Source organism: Luteimonas notoginsengisoli, assembly GCF_042648885.1.
GTDB lineage: Bacteria > Pseudomonadota > Gammaproteobacteria > Xanthomonadales > Xanthomonadaceae > Luteimonas > Luteimonas notoginsengisoli.
Map to the genome: position 1 here is coordinate 909,768 of NZ_JBHRYF010000008.1, position 16,655 is coordinate 926,422.

A 16,655-nucleotide genomic window follows, 5' to 3' on the forward strand; every position below is an offset into this window, starting at 1 on the left:
GGCGGGAAAGGCTCGCGGCTGAAGCCGCTCCCACAACGGCTTGCCGCAGGTCGGGGCTACGCCCCCGACACCATGCGTCAGGGCGCACCACGCCGCAGCGTCACCCGATCCACTGCCCACATCGCCGGCCGCGTGTCGCCGGTGAACACGATGCACAGGTTTGCGCTGGCGCGCTGACCTGCCGACAGCGGCGCGCGCAGGGTGATGAAACCGTCGTCGCCGGGCGCCGCGGGCAGCGGCACGCTGGCCAGCAGGTCGCCCTCGCATCCGTTGCGCAGTTCCAGCTCGCCGTGCGCGCTGCGCGCGGGGCGGAACTTGCGGTTGGGCTCGTCGCCCGCCAGCTGGAAGTAGTAGGGAATGCGACCCGCACGTACTTCGACGGCGGCAATCCCACCCAGCGGCGCATCGCGCCACAGCCAGCAGGGGTTGAAGATGTCGATGTTGTAGATCGCGCGCGGGCCTTCGGGCGGGCCGTCGTCTTCCAGCCGCAGCATCAGGCCCTGGCTGCACATCGCCAGCGCTTCGTCCTCGCGCTGCAGCAGCGACGCGGCATCGAAGCGCCGGCTCGTAGGCTCTGCCAGCGCGCGTCCATCGACGAACGCGGCTGCCGCCACCTGCGCCGGCAGCGGTAGCGACAGCGGTTGGCGATAGCGCGGCGAGTCCGTGGTCGGCGCGCTGCCATCGGTCGTGTAACGGATTTCGCCAAGCTGCAGCGGGGTCGACATCGCCACGCGCAGCGTCGCCCGGGAAGGCTCTCGCGCGCCCTCGATGCGCACCGCGAACGGCGTCTGCGCGTAGTCGATGCCGAATGCACGGTAACGGCGCAGCTGGGCCGGGAGCCGCGCGAGGAAGTCGTCGTAGTCCTTGCGCGCCCTGGGCGACCAGCCGGTTTCCGCCACCGCCGCGATCCGCGGGAAGAACGCATGCTCGACGCGCTCGAACGTGCGCATGTGCTCGGTCCACACGTTGGCCTGCAAGCCGAGGATATGGCGCGCCTGCGCGGCGGTGAGCGCGGCCGGCACCGGTTCGAAGTCATAGGCCTTGCGCAGCGGGATGAGCGTGGGTCGGCCCGGCGGCTCGTCGGGCGAGTCGGTCTGCAGGTAATCCAGGTACAGGTGCGAAACCGGCGCCATCACCACGTCGTGGCCCTTGCGCGCGGCCTCGGTGCCGCCTTCGATGCCGCGCCATGACATGACCGCGGCGTCGGCGGGCAGGTCGTCCTCCAGGATCTCGTCCCAGCCGATCACCCGCTTGCCGCGGGCCGCCAGGAAGCGCGCCATGCGTTCGACGAAGTACCCCTGCAGCTGCGCCTCGTCCGCCACGCCCAGCGCGCGCATGCGTGCCTGCACCTTCGGCGAGGCCTTCCACTGGTCCTTGACCGCCTCGTCGCCGCCGATGTGCACGTAGCGGCCGGGGAACAGTTCGGCCACTTCGGCCAGCACGTCCTCGAGGAACGCGAACGTGTCCTCGTCCGCGTTGAACAGATACTTGTGCACGCCCCACTCGCTGGACACCGGGCTCGGGCCGTCGACGCTGCCCAGCCGGGGATAGGTCGCCACCGCCGCCTGCGCGTGACCGGGGATGTCGATCTCCGGCACCACGGTGATGTGGCGCTCGCCCGCGTAGCGGACGATGTCGCGCACCTCGTCCTGGGTATAGAACCCGCAGTACGGCACCGGCCGGCCGGTACGCGGATCGATGCCGCCGTCGCCGGCAGGAATGCGGCAGCCGCCGATTGCGGTGAGCTCCGGATACTTGCGGATCTGCAGGCGCCAGCCCTGGTCGTCGGTCAGGTGCCAGTGGAAGGTGTTGAGCTTGTGCCGCGCCATCGCGTCGAGAAGCTGCTTGATCTCGTCGACCGACTGGAAATGCCGCGCGGAGTCGAGCATCAACCCGCGCCAGGCGAAACGCGGCGCGTCGTCGATACGCAGCGCGGGTATGCGCGTCGCCGCGCCGTCGTTGACTTCGGTCGTGGCCAGCTGCCAGAGCGTGACCGCACCGTAGAACAGGCCACGCGCGTCGCCGGCCGCGACCACAACGCGCTGTGGAGAAACATCGAGCGAATAGGCTTCGGGCGATGCGTCCGGCGTCATGGGCGTCATGCGGAACTCGATCGCGGGCGCTTCGCCCGTGGCCGCATCGCCCACCTGCAGCGCGATGCCGCGGCTACGCTGCATCAAGCCGGCGAACTGCCGCGCCACCCGCGCCGCCCGCGGATCCGCGGCAACGAGCGGCGTGTCGGCGAGGAGCGAGAACGCGCCTTCGCCCCGTACGAGCGAGGCGGGGGCAGGAATCAGCGACAGTGGCGCTTTTGCGCCTGCTGTGTCTGCCGGCGTTGCTGCGATCGCGGTGACGGGCAGCAGCGCGAGCAGCAGGAGAATGTGTCGGAGCTTCATGGCGATTCCTTGCAGGGTCACGATGCCGAACGATGATAGGTGTGGTGCGCCTTTCTCTGCGCTGGGCCACGCGGGGCGGACGTCCTGAGCTTCACGTCCAGGTGGATGTCTCCCGATTCCCGCTGGAACAAACGCTCGCGTGCTGAAACGCCGGAGTGACGACTGTAGCGAAGGCGACGCCGGCTGATCCGCGGCCGCGCGTCGATCGCAGCGTCCACTTCGAGCCGATCCGGATTGGCACGCACTGCGATCGGCCTCCCCGAAACGACGCGGGCCCGGGAATCCCGGGCCCGCGAAGCCAAGCAGCCGGCCCGCGCTCAGTACTTCAGGCGGACGTTGAAGTAGTACTGCCGGCCATTGTTGTAGAACGAGGTGGGGATGTACGCGTTCTGGTAGTACTTGATCGTCGGGTTGTTGAGGTTCAGCGCGTCGAAGCTGAAGCTCAGCCAGTCGCTGGCCTTGTAGCTCAGCGATGCCGACAGGGTGCCGAAGTCGTCCTGGTAGTACGGATTGGCGCCCGACAGCCCGATCAGGAACGAGGAGCGACGCGTGTAGCTGACCCGCGCGCCGAAGCGGTCGTTCTCGAAGTACGCACCCACGTTGTAGGTGTCCTTCGAGTTGCCCAGCAGGTTGTTGCTGCCATCGGCCCAGGTATGCGACGTGCTGCCATCGGAGTAGGTGTAGTTGGCGAGGACGCCGAAGAACTCGCCGATGGGTTGCTCGTAGGCGACTTCCACGCCGTGGACCTTGGCGTCGGCGTTGACCGGCACGGAGACGTTGTATTCCTCGAGCTGGTGCGTCAGCTCGCTGAACAGCATCTGTTTCTCGATGCCGTACGCCACGTAATCCTGCAGGTCCATCGCGAAGGCGCCCACCGACAGCAGGCCGCGCGGCATGAAGTACCACTCGAGGTTGGCGTCGAAGTTGGTCGACAGCACAGGCTCGAGGTTCGGGTTGCCACCGCCGCCGGTCTTGTTGAGGTCCGACCCCCAGCTCGACGCGCCCAGGGCGGAATAATCCGGCAGGGTCTGCGTCTGCGAGGCGGCGAAGCGGAAGACCAGATCGTCGGCGAGGTCGAACTTCAGGTTCGCGCTTGGCAGCACGCGACTGTGCTTGTTGTTGGTGGACTTGCGGATCCAGTTGCCGAACAGGCTCGACACGTCCGCGTTCGCCGGGTCGGCGACCGACTGGTAGGTGTCGATGTCCTGGTCGACGTTGACATAGCGCAGGCCGACATTGCCGCTCCAGCGGTCGCCGGTGAAATTCGCCTGCACGTAGGCGGCCAGGTTGGTCTCGGCCACCGTCCATTCGGCGCCATAGTTGTGGCGACCGGTCGGGCCGTCGTTGTCGTACAGCCAGGTGGAGTTGTTGAGGATCGCCTCCTTCAGTGCATCCGGAGTGAAGTACCACAGGTCCCGCGGGAAGTTGCCGCCGATGTCGCTGGCGAACCCGTCCGGATACGAACCGGTGGCGCCGCCCTGGAGCGCGGACCAGATGTCGCCGGGGCTTGCACCTTCCGGCGACAGCGCCTTGCGCTCATGGTCGGCGTAGCGCACGCCGAAGTCGATCGACGACAGGGTGCCGCCGTTGAAGTACTGGCTGAAGTCGGCGGTGAACCAGTCCTCGTCGTCCTTGGCCGTGACTTCCTGGTTGCCCCAGGTGCCGAAGCTGGTCACGCCGGCCGGCGAAATGTCGCCACCGACGCTCCAGTCCAGCGGCGAACCGGCGCCATGGCTGGTCCAGCTTGCGCCGCCCCCATCAGCGACGGTCACCTCGGCGATGAACTGGCGCGCGGTCGAGCCTTCGCCGCTGGTGGTGCCGGCCTGGAACCTGGAGCTCAGGTTCTCGTTGATCTGCCAATCGACGTCGAAGGTCGCGTAGTTGCTCTTGGCCGTGGCTTCGCGGTAGATCATGTCGTACACGGCGTACGGCCTGCCGGCCACGCCGGTGTACGTGGCCTCCGTCAGCACGCCGTCCCTGACGACGTAGCCCGCGTCCGGCGCCTGCGCCCTCGCAAAGTTGCCGCCCCACAGCATGAAGTTGCGGTTGTAGTTGTTGGCCTTCATCTCCGAGCTGAAGCCGCTCACGCCCAAGGTCAGGTTGTCGCTGGGCTTGAACTGCACGTCGATCAGCCCGCCCTTGCGGTCGCGGGTCTGTTCGAACAGGGTCGAACCCAGCAGGCCCGGCGCATAGACGCCGACCAGGTCCGGGTTGGAAATGCCGGCCGGGTCGGTGGCCGCGATCTGGAAGAACCCGCCCGGGATTTCCTGCGCCTGGCGGCTCAGTTCGCGCTTCTGCTTGAACGCCTGCACCAGCACGCCGAACGTGCCCGCGTCGTTCTTGTAGTTGAACAGTCCCGAGAACTGCGGGTCGGTGCTCTCGGCGTTGTCGGAATGCACAGCGCCGATCGAGGCTTCAGCGCTGATCTGGTCGGCGAACTGCAGCGGCCGGCGGGTGATGATGTTGACCGTGCCGGTGGTGCCGCCGTCCTGCAGACGCGCCTGGGAGGACTTGTTCACTTCCACCGAGCTGACCAGTTCGGAAGGCAGCAGGGTGTAACTGACGCTGCGGCCGACGTTGCTGCCCTGGCTGAGCACGAACCAGTCGGCCGAGCCGACGCTGTGGCCGTTGATCAGGGTCTGGGTCAGGCTGGGGCTCGTGCCGCGCAGGCTGACGCGGTCGGCTTCGTCGAAGCCGCCTTCGTCGGCGCTGGACGAGCTGATGTTCACGCCCGGCAGGCGCTGCAGGGTGTCGGCCACGTTGTGCGCCGGCAGCTTGCCGACGTCTTCGGCGGTGACCACTTCCAGGCGCGAGTTGGCTTCGCGCTTGGTATCCAGCGACTTTTCCATCGAGCCGCGGATGCCGGTCACCACGATCGTTTCGAGATCGGTCGTGTCGTCGGCCTGCGACGCCGGGGCGTCCGCCCGCGGCTGGTCCTGGTCGCTCGGGGTTTCCTGCGCCCGGGCCTGGGTGCCCAGGCCGAAGCCGAGGCAGGCGACGATCGCGGCGGACAGTGCGGATTTGCGGTACGTCATGGTCTCTCTCCCGTCTTGCGTTGATTGGCCGGCGTCGACTGCGTGGTCGTGCCGTGTCTTGTTGGTGCCGGCCAATGCGTCGCGACGGGCGTCGCGCGCACGCTGGCCGCTAGTGCGCTTGCTTCCCCGTTTCATTCACCGCGCTGGACAGGTACCAGCTGGCCGCGCCGATCACGCCCAGCTGCCCGTGTTCGACCAGCTTCACCGGAATCCGCTCCAGCGCCTCGCGCATCGGCCCCTTGTTGAGGAAGCGTTCGACGAAGCTGCTCTGCAGCAGGAATCCGCGGATCTGCGGCAGGATCCCGCCGGCGAGATAGATGCCGCCCTGCACCCCGTACAGCAGCGCCATGTCGCCGACCGTGCTGCCGAGCAGGCCGCAGAACACGCCCAGGCTTTCGCGCGCACGCGCGTCGCTGCCGTCGAGCGCGGCGGCGGTGATCGCGTCGGGCGTGCGGTAATCGGATGTCGTGCCGTGCAGCGCGCACAGCGCGGCGTGCAGGTGCATCAGGCCCGGGCCGGACAGGGCGTGCTCCACCGGCACGTGGCTGCGCTGGCCCAGCATCTGCTTGAGCAGCGCCATCTCCAGCTCGTTGCCCGTGGTCAGCGCGGCCTGGCCGGCCTCGGTCGCCAGCACCACCGGGCCATGGGCGGTCGGAATCCAGACCGCGGCGCCGAGCCCGGTCCCGGGCCCGACGACCAGGGTGGGGCCGGGCGCAGCGGTATCCGGCCCGGTGAGCTGCAGGACTTCGCTGGCGTCGACGTAGGCGGCCGCGTGCGCCACGGCCTCGAAATCGTTGACCAGGCGGAAGGCGCGGAAGCCCAGCCGCGCGCGGATGTCCTCGAGCGAGACCTGCCAGGGCAGGTTCACGGTGATCAGCGAGCCGTCGTCGAGCGGATAGCCCGCGCTGGCGATCGCGCCTTCGCTGACCGCCACACCGTCGAGCCCGGACACGAAATCCTCGATGATCTCGGCCAGCCCCGGGTACCGCGCGCACACGTACTTGCGGTACTTGAGCACGGACACCGGATGGGCGGCGTTGCCGCTGGCGCGGACCAGGCCGATGCGGACGTGGGTGCCGCCCACGTCGGCCGCGATGAACGGCGCATCGGCGCGATTCATGGCGTCCATCGGCATCGGGGTGACAGCTGCAGGCACGTGATCTCCGGTGTGGCATTGCACCCATGCGCGGCAGGGGTGGTGAAGTGGCCCGGAGTGTGGGAGTGCGCTGACAACGATGTCAACACACCGTCACCCAATGCTGCTGGACCGGGCTGGAGTGGCGACAAAAATGACGTGGATTGCATCCAAACGATTCCTTTATCGACAACGGAGTTTGTAATAAGCCGCTTTAGCGGATTCTGCAGTGCAGCAAAAGACGACGCCATGGTGCGCCGCACAAGCCAATCGCGATGCAAACGGAGCCGCCAGGGACGTATAAACGTGGCCGGAACGGGAAAAGTATGACAACGTTATTCCCGGGGCTGTCCGGTGCGACATCACACGACCGACGCCATCGCATCCGTTGCGCACAGGAGACATTGTCCATGGCCGTCGCCGCATCCGCATCGAAATCCGCAGGCACCACCGGCTCGATCGCCATCATCGGGTTGCTGTTTTTCATCTTCGGCTTCGTCACTTGGCTCAACGGGCCGCTGATCTCGTTCGCCAAGCTCGCCTTCGATGTCAGCGAGACGCTCGCCTTCCTGATTCCCAGCGCGTTCTACATTTCCTACTTCTGCCTCGCGTTGCCTTCGTCGTGGGTGCTGCGTCGCACCGGCATGAAGAAGGGCATGGCGCTGGGCCTGTTCGCGATGGCGATCGGCGCGCTGGTGTTCGGTCACTACACGACGCTTCGGGTGTACCCCGGCGCGGTGGCGGGCGTGTTCGTGATCGGCGCGGGCCTTGCGATCCTGCAGACCGCGGTCAATCCCTACATCAGCATCCTCGGGCCGATCGAAAGCGCGGCGCAGCGGATCGCGGTGATGGGCATCTGCAACAAGACCGCGGGCATCCTCGCGCCCTTGCTGATCGGCACGTTCGTGATGCACGGCATGGGCGACCTCGCCGCCGAAGTTGCCGGCGCCGACGCCGTGACGCGCGAGGCGCTGCTGGCCGGGTTTGCCGCGCGCGTGCACACGCCCTACATGGTGATGGCCGGCCTGCTGGCGCTGCTGGCGATCGGGATCGTGTTCTCGCCGCTGCCGGAAATCCGTTCCGAGGACGCCAACGCCACGGCGACAGGCGGCGCCGGCAAACGTGGCCTGCTGCAGTTCCCGCACGTCTGGCTGGGCGCCCTGTGCATCTTCGTGTACGTGGGCGTGGAGGTGATGGCCGGGGACGCGATCGGCATCTACGGCCAGGGCTTCAACCTGCCGCTGGACCAGACCAAGTTCTTCACCTCGTTCACGCTCGGCGCGATGCTGGTCGGCTACCTGGTCGGGCTGGTGGCGATCCCGCGCTTCATCTCGCAGGAGCGCTACCTGAGCCTGTCGGCGATGCTCGGCGTGGTGCTGGCGCTCGGCGCGTTCCTGACCCATGGCTACGTCTCGGTCGGTTTCGTCGCCGCGCTGGGGTTCGCGAACGCGATGATGTGGCCGGCGATCTTCCCGCTCGCCATCCGCGGACTCGGCCGCCTCACCGAAACCGGATCGGCGCTGCTGGTGATGGGCATCGCCGGCGGCGCGGTGATCCCGCAGCTGTTCGCGGTGTTCAAGCAGCACCACGATTTCCAGCTGGTGTTCGCGGCGCTGGTGGTGCCGTGCTACCTGTATATCCTCTACTACGCCCGGCGCGGCCATCGCGTCGGCCTCGACTGATCGGCGCGGGATGCACGGTGATGACGGACAAGCGCGGGCGGAGGCTGCATTGAACACGCGAAGGCCGACCATCAAGGACGTCGCCGAGCGCGCCAAGGTGTCGCTCAAGACGGTGTCGCGGGTGATCAACAACGAGCCATCGGTGATGCAGGCCACGCGCGCGCGCGTGCTGCGGGCGATCGACGAGCTCGACTACGAACCCGACCCGTCCGCGCGCAGCCTGCGCAGCGCCACGCCGTACGTGATCGGGCTGGTCTACGACAACCCGAACCCGTATCACATCATCGGCGTGCAGAACGGCGTGCTCGCCGCGTGCCGCGAAACCGGCTTCGACCTGCAGATCCACCCCTGCGATGCGAGCTCGCCGCTGCTCGCCGACGAGCTGGGCGAATGGGCCCGGCGTTCGCGCCTGGCCGGGCTGGTCCTGACCGCCCCGATGTCCGAATCGAAAGAACTGGTCGATGCGCTGGCCGCGCGCGGGGTGAAGCTGGTGCGCATCATCGCCGCGACCGAGGATCCGAAGGACGGCCACCCGTGCGTATTCGTCAACGACCGCGCCGCGGCCTACGAGATCACCGAGCACCTGGTCCAGCTTGGCCACCAGCGCATCGGCTTCCTCTGGGGCGGCGCGGCGCATCGCTCGAGCCGGGAGCGCTACCAGGGCTACGAGGATGCGCTCAAGGACTATGGCATCACCCTCGACAAGCATCTGGTCGTGCCCGGTGACTACACGTTCGATGATGGCTTCCGCGGCGCGCGCCGGCTGCTCGCGCTGCGCGAACCGCCGACCGCGATCTTCGGCTCCAATGATGAAATCGCAGCCGGCGTGCTGGCCGCTGCAAAATCGGCCGGCGTCGACGTGCCTTACGAGCTGTCGATCGCCGGCTTCGAGGACAGCCCGATTTCCAAGCAGTCATGGCCGGCGTTGACCACCGCAAAGCAGGCGACCGGCGACATCGCGCGGCACGCGACGCGGCTGCTGGCCGGCAGCCTGCGCCAGGACGCCTACGACGACCATCCGATGGCGATGCACAACCAGGGCTTCGTCCCGCAGCTGGTGGTGCGCGGGTCGACCGCGCCGATGCGCGCACGCGGCAACGGCAGCGGTCGCGGTACGCAGCAGCCGGAGCGTGAAACGTGAGCGCGACCACGCCCGCGGCGGCGACCGCGCCCGAATCGACGCTGATGTTCCGCGAGGCCGCGGAAGCCGCTGATGTGGTGGCGCGGCAGTTCGCGCGCAACCGCTACGTGGTGGCTGGCCTGTGCGCCGACCTGCGCCGTTCGCCGCCGCCGTTCGCGGTGACGTGCGCGCGTGGCAGTTCCGACCACGCCGCAACCTATGCAAAATACCTGCTGGAAACCCAGCTCGGCATCGTGACCGCGTCCGCGTCGCCGTCGGTGGGCTCGGTGTATGGCGCCACGCAGTCGTTGCAAGGCGCGCTGTACGTGGTGATCTCGCAATCGGGCAAGAGCCCGGACCTGTTGCGCAACGCGCAGGCCGCGCGCGACGCCGGTGCGCGCGTGGTGGCGCTGGTCAACGTCGAGGATTCGCCGCTGGCCGGGATGGCCGACACCGTGATCCCGCTGCACGCCGGCGCCGAGCGCAGCGTGGCGGCGACCAAGAGCTACCTCGCGTCGCTGTCGGCGATCCTGCAGCTGGGCGCCTGCTGGAAAGGCGAATCGCCGCTGCTCGATGCGCTCGATGCGCTGCCCGATGCGCTGCGCGCGGCGTGGCGCTGCGATTGGTCGCCGCTGGTCGACGGGCTGACGGACTCGCGCAACCTGTTCGTGCTCGGTCGCGGCCTCGGCCTGGCTGCGGCGCAGGAGGCGGCGCTCAAGTTCAAGGAAACCTGCGGCCTGCATGCCGAGGCCTTCAGTTCGGCCGAGGTGAAGCATGGGCCAATGGCGCTGGTGGGCCCGGGCTTCCCGGTGCTGGCGTTCGCGCTTGCCGACGAAACCGGTGTCGGGACGCGCACGCTGGCGGAAGAATTCCGTGCGCGCGGCGCGCCGGTGTGGGTGACCGCGGGCGATGCGGGCGTCGGCACGCTTCCGCTGGCCGATGCGCCGCACCCGGCATGTGCGCCGCTGCTGGTGGTGCAGAGCTTCTATCGCGCGATCAACGCGCTGGCGATGCGGCGCGGCTTCAACCCCGACCTGCCGCCGCACCTCAACAAGGTGACGGAGACGGTGTGATGGCGACCGCGCTGGCCAACGGCAGGGTGCTGCTCGACGATGGCCTGCACGACGGCCTCGCCGTGCTGCTGGAAGGTGGCGATATCGTGGCGGTCCTGCGTGATGACGATCCGCGCGTGCGCGCTTCGGATGTCCACGACCTGCAGCGCGGCGTGTTGCTGCCCGGGTTCATCGACGCACAGGTCAACGGCGGCGGCGGGGTGTTGTTCAACAACGCGCCCGACGTCGCGGCGTTGCGCGCGATCGGCGCGGCGCACCGTCGCTTTGGCACCACCGGCTTCCTGCCCACGCTGATCAGCGACGACGTCGACGTGATGCGCGCGGCGATCGACGCGGTGCGCGAGGCGATCGAGCAAGGCGTGCCGGGCGTGCTCGGCATCCATCTCGAAGGCCCGTACCTGGCGCCAGCGCGCAAGGGCACGCACGACGCCGGCAAGTTCCGCATTCCGGACTCGGCGGAAATCGAACTGGCGACCTCGCTCGGCACCGGCGTGACCCTGCTCACGCTGGCTCCGGAACAGGTGCCGGCGGAAAGCATCCGCGCGCTGGTTGCACGCGGCGCGATCGTGGCTGCCGGGCACACCGCGGCCAGCTACGAGCAGGCCCGCGCGGGGCTCGGCGCCGGCGTGCGCGGCTTCACCCACCTGTACAACGCGATGACGCCGCTGCAGGGGCGCGAGCCCGGCGTGGTCGGCGCCGCGCTGGAGGATCGGGGCAGCTGGTGCGGGATCATCGTCGACGGCGTGCACGTGCACCCGGCCAGCCTGCGCGTGGCGCTGGCGGCCAAGCCGCGCGGCAAGCTGTTCCTCGTGACCGACGCGATGCCGCCGGTCGGCGCCGACAGCCCCGACTACGTGCTCTACGGCGAGACCATCACCGCGCGCGACGGCGTGGTGCGCAACGCGGCGGGCGCGCTCGCCGGCTCCGCGCTCGACATGGCGACTGCCGTGCGCAACGCGGTGTCGATGCTCAGCCTGCCGCTGGAGGAAGCGGCGCGGATGGCGTCGCTGTACCCGGCGCAGTTCCTTCGGATCGACAACGCACGGGGGCGGATCGCGCCGGGTTATCGCGCCGACCTCGTGCTGCTCGACGACAAACTCGACGTCGCCACCGCATGGATCGCCGGATCGCTCCTGTAGGAGCGGCTTCAGCCGCGAGCTCTTGTGTGGTCCGGGACGGCAGCCGGACCCCGCCCTGCGGTTCCCTGCATTGGTGGGAGCGACTTCAGCCGCGAGCTTTTCGATAAGACGACGACATTGGTATCGGCGGCAAGGAGCTCGCGGCTGACGCCGCTCCTACAGAGCATTGCAATGCCCGTGCAGGAGACGCACTGTCCGTGACCTATACACGCCGCTTCGCTTCCGTCGATGCCCTGCGCGGCCTGACCGTCGCCGCGATGCTGCTGGTCAATACGCCCGGCGACTGGGACCACGTCTACGCGCCGTTGCTGCATTCGCAGTGGCACGGGTGCACGCCGACCGACCTGGTCTTTCCCTTCTTCCTGTTCATCGTCGGCGTGTCGATCGCGCTGGGCATCGTTTCGCGCGTGCAGTTCGGCGTCGATCGAGATCCGCTGCGCCCCGCATCCCTGCAACGCGCGCTGCTGTGGCGCGCCGCGCGCATCATCGGACTCGGCCTGCTGCTGCACGTCGCTGCGTGGTGGCTGCTCGACAGGGAAGACTTCCGCCCGTGGGGCGTGCTGCAGCGCATCGGCCTGTGCTTCGCCGTCGCCGGGTTGCTCGCGCTGCATATCCGCGCGCGCACGCAGTGGCTGTGCATCGGCGCGCTGCTGCTCGGCTACTGGGGATTGCTGGCGTGGACCGGCGGTGTCGACCCGTGGACCAACTTCGCCAGCCGCGTCGACACCGCGATGCTCGGCCCGCACGCCTACCTGTTCGATTCCGCAACCGGCCGCGGCCACGATCCCGAAGGCTTGCTCAGCACGCTGCCGGCGATCGCCACCACCCTGCTCGGGCTGCGCGCGGGCGACTGGCTGCGGCGCGGGGACGCCAGGCGGATCTGCGCTGCCGGCGTCGTCGCGCTGCTGCTTGGTGCGCTCTGGGCGCAGGCGTTCCCGATCAACAAGAACCTGTGGACCTCGTCCTACGTGCTCTGGTCTGGCGGCTGGGCGCTGCTGGCGCTGGCCGCGGCGCACGTGCTCGTCGACCTGCGCGGCTGGCCGGCGCTGGGTCGCGCCTTCGGCAGCAACGCCATCGTCGCGTACGCCGGATCGGCGCTGATGGTGTACGGGTTGATCGCGCTGGGCTGGTGGGAACCGGTCTATCGCGTCGGCTTCGCCGCATGGATGACGCCGCGCTTCGGACCGACCCTGCCGTCGCTGGCATTCGCACTCGCGTTCGTCGGGCTGTGGTGGGTCGTCGTGCGCTGGATGGATCGGCGCGGTTGGCATCCGAAGATCTGACCGTTGGTGGCTGCCGGAGCGATCAGTCGCCCGATCGCCGCGCTTCCGCGATCGCCGCGATCCTCGCCTTGCGCAGCGCCTCGCCGATCTGCGGGCCGGCGAGGCCTTCGCTGGCGATGTCGCGCGCGCCCACGGCGAGGGCGGCGGCGTGCAGGCGCAGGAGTTCGCCGCGCTGCGGGTAGGGCGCGTCCTGCAGGCCGGCGCGGCCGCGCTTGTCGGCTTCGCAGGCGACGGCGAGCTGCGCGATGCGATCGGGCTTGCGGAAGCCGTCGCAGCGGGCGAGCAGGTCGTGCACCGTGGCGTCGCGCAGTTCCAGCAGGCGATGGACGTTGAGGTGCTCGCGGCACGCCATGAGCGCAAGCTCGCGGTGCGCGACCGGCACCTTCAGCCGCTCGCACAGCGCGCGCAGCGGCGCCAGGCCGCGCTGTTCGTGCATCACGTGGCCCGGCAACTCGTCGTCCGGCGTGAGCGCCTTGCCCAGGTCGTGGGTCAGCGCGGCGAAGCCGACCACCGCGTCGCCGGGCGCAAGCTGCGCTGCCATGTCGCAGACCAGTTCGACGTGGACGCCGGTGTCGACTTCCGGGTGGTACTCGGCGCGCTGCGGCACGCCGTACAGCGCATCGACTTCGGGCAATACCGCAGCCAGCGCGCCGCAGTCGCGCAGCGTTCGGACGAAGGCGGACGGGCGCGTCGACGCGATCGCCTTCGACAGCTCCTGCCACACGCGCTCGGGCACCAGCGCGTCGAGTTCGCCCGAGGCGGACATCCCGCGCATCAGCGCCATCGTTTCCGGCGCGACGCTGAACCCCAGCGCCGCGAAGCGTGCCATGAAGCGCGCCGCGCGCAGCACCCGCAGCGGATCCTCGACGAAGGCCGGGCCGACGTGGCGCAGCATTCGCGCCTCGATGTCGCGCGCGCCGCCGAATGGGTCGACGAGGTTGCCCTGGGCATCCTGCGCGATCGCGTTGATGGTGAAGTCGCGTCGACCGAGGTCCTCTTCGAGCGTCACCGACGCGTCGCTGTCGACGACGAAGCCGCGATAGCCGCGCCCGGACTTGCGCTCGGTTCGCGCCAGCGCGTGCTCCTCGCTGGTTTCAGGATGCAGGAACACGGGGAAATCGCGGCCCACCGGCTTGAAGCCGGCGGCAAGCATCGCTTCGGGCGTCTGGCCGACGACGACATGGTCGCGATCGCCGGCTTCCAGGCCCAGCAACCGGTCGCGCACCGCGCCGCCGACGAGATAGACGCGCATCGTCTTCAGTGCGACGCGTTCTGCGCCAGCAGGGCCACGATGTCGGCCGCGCCTTCCCCGCGCCCGATCGTGCGTGCCAGCGGCTCATCCTGTCCGTGCAGCCAGATCCGCAGCTCCGATTCCAGGTCGAAGTGGCCTTCGGTCTGCAGCGAAAACATCGCGATGCTGCGGTAGGGGATGCTGCGGTACTCGATCCGCTTGCCGGTGACGCCCTGCTTGTTGACCAGGACCAGCCGCCGGTCGGTGAACACCAGCAGGTCACGGATCAGCCCGAAGGCGCGCTGCAGTGTTTCGCCCGGCGCAAGCAGGGGCGCGAACTCCTCCGCGATCTTGTCCAACGGCTGTTCGCCGGCATTGCCGAGCAGGCTGTCGATCAGGCCCATCGAAGTGTCCTCATGCACAAGGCGGTGGAGAAAGCTTAGCCCTGCTACCGGCGATGTGCGCCCCGGGTCCATGTCGCGGATTCCCGCTTGCGACGCGTAGCCATACTCAGTCGCGCGCCGCAACCGGGCGTGCCGCGGCCGGCGCAGGGCATGTGAACTTCTTCCGCGTCCCGCCCGTCTGCCCGCGCAGGCGCTGGCTCACCGGCAGTGCGTCGCCGTTCAAGCGCCAGTCGTAGATCACGCTGAAGGCGAGCACGCGGGCGACGTAGTCGCGGGTTTCCTTGTAGCTGATGGTCTCGATCCAGAAGTCCGGATCCATCGACGGGCGCTGCGACTGCCAGCGCGCCACCGGCGTCGGACCGGCGTTGTAGGCGGCGATGGCGTAGTAGGTCTGGCCGTACTTGTCTTCCATCTGCCGCAGGTAGGCGCTGCCGATGGCGATGTTGGTGTCGGAGTCGTACAGGCTGGCGGCGCCCGCGTAGGGGATGCTGTTGCGTTTGGCGACCGCGGCGCCGGTCGAGGGCAGCACCTGCATCAGGCCCATCGCGTTGGCGCTGGAGCGCGCACGCGGGTTGAAGATGCTCTCGGCGCGGATCTCGGCCGCGATCCAGGCCGGGTCGAGGCCGTGCTTCGCGGCCTCGCGGCGGATGGTGTCGCCGTGGTGCAGCGGGAAGCGCAGCTTGTACAGGCGCTTCTCCTCCGGATGCTCGGCGGTTTCCAGGCCGAACACCCCGCGGTCGAACCAGCCGTTGTCCTGCGCCACCTCGATCGCCAGCCGGCGCTGCCGCTCGTCGAAGCGTGACAGCGCGTCGTTCCATTCGCGCTGCGCCCAGCCGATCCGGTCGATGCGCTGCAGCGCGATGGCACGCACCAGCGCCGGGTCGCGGGCGACCGGGGCCTTGGCCGAGGGATCGTCATTGGCGATCCACGGGCACAGCGCGTACGGCTGGTCGAGGCGATCGGCGGCGAGGAAGCCGTGGAAGTCCGATTCGCGCGCGGCGCTGCGATACAGCGCCTGCGCGCCGGCCTTGTCGCCGGTGAGTTCCGACAGCCGCGCGGCGAAGTACGTCCAGCGCGACTCGCCGCGCTGGGCATCGCCCATCGCCTGGATCGCGGCGAGCGCGGCGCTCCAGTCCGAACGCGAGAGCGCTTCGCGCGCCCGCCACTCGTGCAGGCGCGCGTCATAGGCCGATGCCGGCACTGCGGCGAGGCGGCGCGCGGATTCCGGTTCGTAGGATGCGGCGGTCCACAGGGCGATCTGGTACAGCACGCGGCCGCGTTCGGCTTCGGTGAACCCCAACGCGCTCGCAAAGCGCGGGAGCGCGTTTTCGGCCGCCACCGGCGTCGACTTGGCCAGCTTCGCCAGGCCCTGCGAAGCGATCAGGCGACTGCGCGGCGTCTTCGGCCAGGACAGCGCGCGGTCGTTCACGGCGTCGAAGAACGACGCGTAATCGTTGGCCAGCGCAAACTGGTCGGCTGGCAGGCCGCGTGCGGCGGCGCGCATCACCGACGGCTGCCACTCGGCGGCGGCCTTCTCGATCCGCTCCCAGCGCAGCTCCGGCGGCAGCCCGCCCTTGGCCGCGAGGATCGCGAACGGCGCATCGCAGCCGTCCGGCAGCGACTTGCCGCTGCTGCGCCAGATGTCCTGGGCGTCCTTGATCCACTGCGCGTCGGCGGCGCCGGTGGCCTGGCGGGCATCGAGCTCGGCGCAGCGCAGCGCGACGTCCTTGATCGAAGGCGACCAGGCGGCACGGAATGCCGGCCAGTCCTGGCGCCGCGCCAGCGCCGCCAACCACATCGAACGGAAGGCCTCGGCGACCGCCTCGCCCTTGTGCCGCGACAGGAACGACTGCGCCTCGCGGACAGGCAGCGTGTCGATGCGGCGGCGCAGGTCGGCGTATTCGAGCCAGCCGTACAGCGGGTCGTTGGCGAAGCGCGCGGTGTCGACCGGCCGACCGCGCTCGGCCGCGGCGATCGCGTCGCCGATCGGGCTGATGGCAGAGGCCGATTGCGCGTGCGCGCTGCCTACGGCGAGCAGGCAGGCCAGCGTGCAGAGCAGGGTGCGGAAGCTGTCATTTCGCATCGCCCGACTATAGCGAAGGCCGGGTGAACGCTCATCTTGCTGAGGTCGCAGCGCACGAGGGGCGATCGCAGCCG

Annotated in this window: 11 protein-coding genes; 5 read left to right on the forward strand and 6 right to left on the reverse strand. The window is 69.1% G+C overall.

Annotated features, from left to right (window positions below):
* Positions 1-77 precede the first annotated feature (77 nt).
* The 3 genes from ACFOM9_RS11970 to ACFOM9_RS11980 form a co-directional block, all read right to left on the reverse strand.
* Positions 78-2,396 (reverse strand): beta-N-acetylhexosaminidase, encoded by a 2,319-nt coding sequence (locus ACFOM9_RS11970; RefSeq protein ID WP_386710831.1) that lies wholly within the window; start codon positions 2,394-2,396, stop codon positions 78-80.
* Between the two features lie 317 nt (positions 2,397-2,713).
* Positions 2,714-5,431, reverse strand: a complete 2,718-nt coding sequence (locus ACFOM9_RS11975; RefSeq protein ID WP_386710834.1) for a TonB-dependent receptor — start codon at positions 5,429-5,431, stop codon at positions 2,714-2,716.
* A gap of 109 nt (positions 5,432-5,540) precedes the next feature.
* Positions 5,541-6,551, reverse strand: coding sequence for a glucokinase family protein (locus tag ACFOM9_RS11980; protein ID WP_386711066.1), 1,011 nt, complete (start codon positions 6,549-6,551; stop codon positions 5,541-5,543).
* A gap of 425 nt (positions 6,552-6,976) precedes the next feature.
* On the opposite strand from ACFOM9_RS11980, the gene ACFOM9_RS11985 reads away from it, so the two are divergent.
* The 5 genes from ACFOM9_RS11985 (at position 6,977) to ACFOM9_RS12005 (ending at position 12,863) form a co-directional block, all read left to right on the forward strand.
* A complete protein-coding gene (locus tag ACFOM9_RS11985; protein WP_386710837.1) occupies positions 6,977-8,248 on the forward strand; it encodes a sugar MFS transporter in 1,272 nt (423 codons plus the stop codon).
* 10 nt (positions 8,249-8,258) lie between these two features.
* Complete coding sequence (locus ACFOM9_RS11990; RefSeq protein WP_386710840.1) at positions 8,259-9,389, forward strand: LacI family DNA-binding transcriptional regulator; 1,131 nt, start codon at positions 8,259-8,261, stop codon at positions 9,387-9,389.
* Positions 9,390-9,433: 44 nt separating this feature from the next.
* The gene (locus ACFOM9_RS11995) at positions 9,434-10,441 is read left to right on the forward strand and encodes an SIS domain-containing protein (protein ID WP_386711069.1); all 1,008 of its coding nucleotides are present in this window, start codon (positions 9,434-9,436) and stop codon (positions 10,439-10,441) included.
* Positions 10,441-11,580: an N-acetylglucosamine-6-phosphate deacetylase gene (gene nagA, locus ACFOM9_RS12000; protein WP_386710843.1), complete on the forward strand. Its 1,140-nt coding sequence runs from the start codon at positions 10,441-10,443 to the stop codon at positions 11,578-11,580. The genes ACFOM9_RS11995 and nagA overlap by 1 nt, the downstream gene beginning before the upstream one ends.
* A 191-nt stretch (positions 11,581-11,771) precedes the next feature.
* On the forward strand, positions 11,772-12,863 hold the full coding sequence (locus tag ACFOM9_RS12005) for an acyltransferase family protein (RefSeq protein ID WP_386711072.1): 1,092 nt from the start codon (positions 11,772-11,774) through the stop codon (positions 12,861-12,863).
* A 22-nt stretch (positions 12,864-12,885) separates the two neighbouring features.
* Here the strand turns inward: ACFOM9_RS12005 and ACFOM9_RS12010 are convergent, their stop codons facing one another.
* The 3 genes from ACFOM9_RS12010 to ACFOM9_RS12020 all read right to left on the reverse strand — a co-directional run bounded on the left by ACFOM9_RS12010 (position 12,886) and on the right by ACFOM9_RS12020 (position 16,581).
* Complete coding sequence (locus ACFOM9_RS12010) at positions 12,886-14,115, reverse strand: multifunctional CCA addition/repair protein (protein WP_386710846.1); 1,230 nt, start codon at positions 14,113-14,115, stop codon at positions 12,886-12,888.
* A 5-nt stretch (positions 14,116-14,120) separates the two neighbouring features.
* Positions 14,121-14,498, reverse strand: a complete 378-nt coding sequence (locus tag ACFOM9_RS12015; protein ID WP_386710849.1) for a PH domain-containing protein — start codon at positions 14,496-14,498, stop codon at positions 14,121-14,123.
* A 106-nt stretch (positions 14,499-14,604) separates the two neighbouring features.
* Positions 14,605-16,581: a lytic transglycosylase domain-containing protein gene (locus ACFOM9_RS12020; protein ID WP_386710852.1), complete on the reverse strand. Its 1,977-nt coding sequence runs from the start codon at positions 16,579-16,581 to the stop codon at positions 14,605-14,607.
* Positions 16,582-16,655 lie beyond the last annotated feature (74 nt).

Bases quoted from the DNA above. Each gene is read 5' to 3' on its own strand.
- ACFOM9_RS11970 (WP_386710831.1), bottom strand. From the start codon at position 2,396: ATGAAGCTCCGACACATTCTCCTGCTGCTCGCGCTGCTGCCCGTCACC.
- ACFOM9_RS11975 (WP_386710834.1), bottom strand. From the start codon at position 5,431: ATGACGTACCGCAAATCCGCACTGTCCGCCGCGATCGTCGCCTGCCTC.
- ACFOM9_RS11980 (WP_386711066.1), bottom strand. From the start codon at position 6,551: ATGAATCGCGCCGATGCGCCGTTCATCGCGGCCGACGTGGGCGGCACC.
- ACFOM9_RS11985 (WP_386710837.1), top strand. From the start codon at position 6,977: ATGGCCGTCGCCGCATCCGCATCGAAATCCGCAGGCACCACCGGCTCG.
- ACFOM9_RS11990 (WP_386710840.1), top strand. From the start codon at position 8,259: ATGCACGGTGATGACGGACAAGCGCGGGCGGAGGCTGCATTGAACACG.
- ACFOM9_RS11995 (WP_386711069.1), top strand. From the start codon at position 9,434: ATGTTCCGCGAGGCCGCGGAAGCCGCTGATGTGGTGGCGCGGCAGTTC.
- nagA (WP_386710843.1), top strand. From the start codon at position 10,441: ATGGCGACCGCGCTGGCCAACGGCAGGGTGCTGCTCGACGATGGCCTG.
- ACFOM9_RS12010 (WP_386710846.1), bottom strand. From the start codon at position 14,115: ATGCGCGTCTATCTCGTCGGCGGCGCGGTGCGCGACCGGTTGCTGGGC.
- ACFOM9_RS12015 (WP_386710849.1), bottom strand. From the start codon at position 14,498: ATGGGCCTGATCGACAGCCTGCTCGGCAATGCCGGCGAACAGCCGTTG.
- ACFOM9_RS12020 (WP_386710852.1), bottom strand. From the start codon at position 16,581: ATGCGAAATGACAGCTTCCGCACCCTGCTCTGCACGCTGGCCTGCCTG.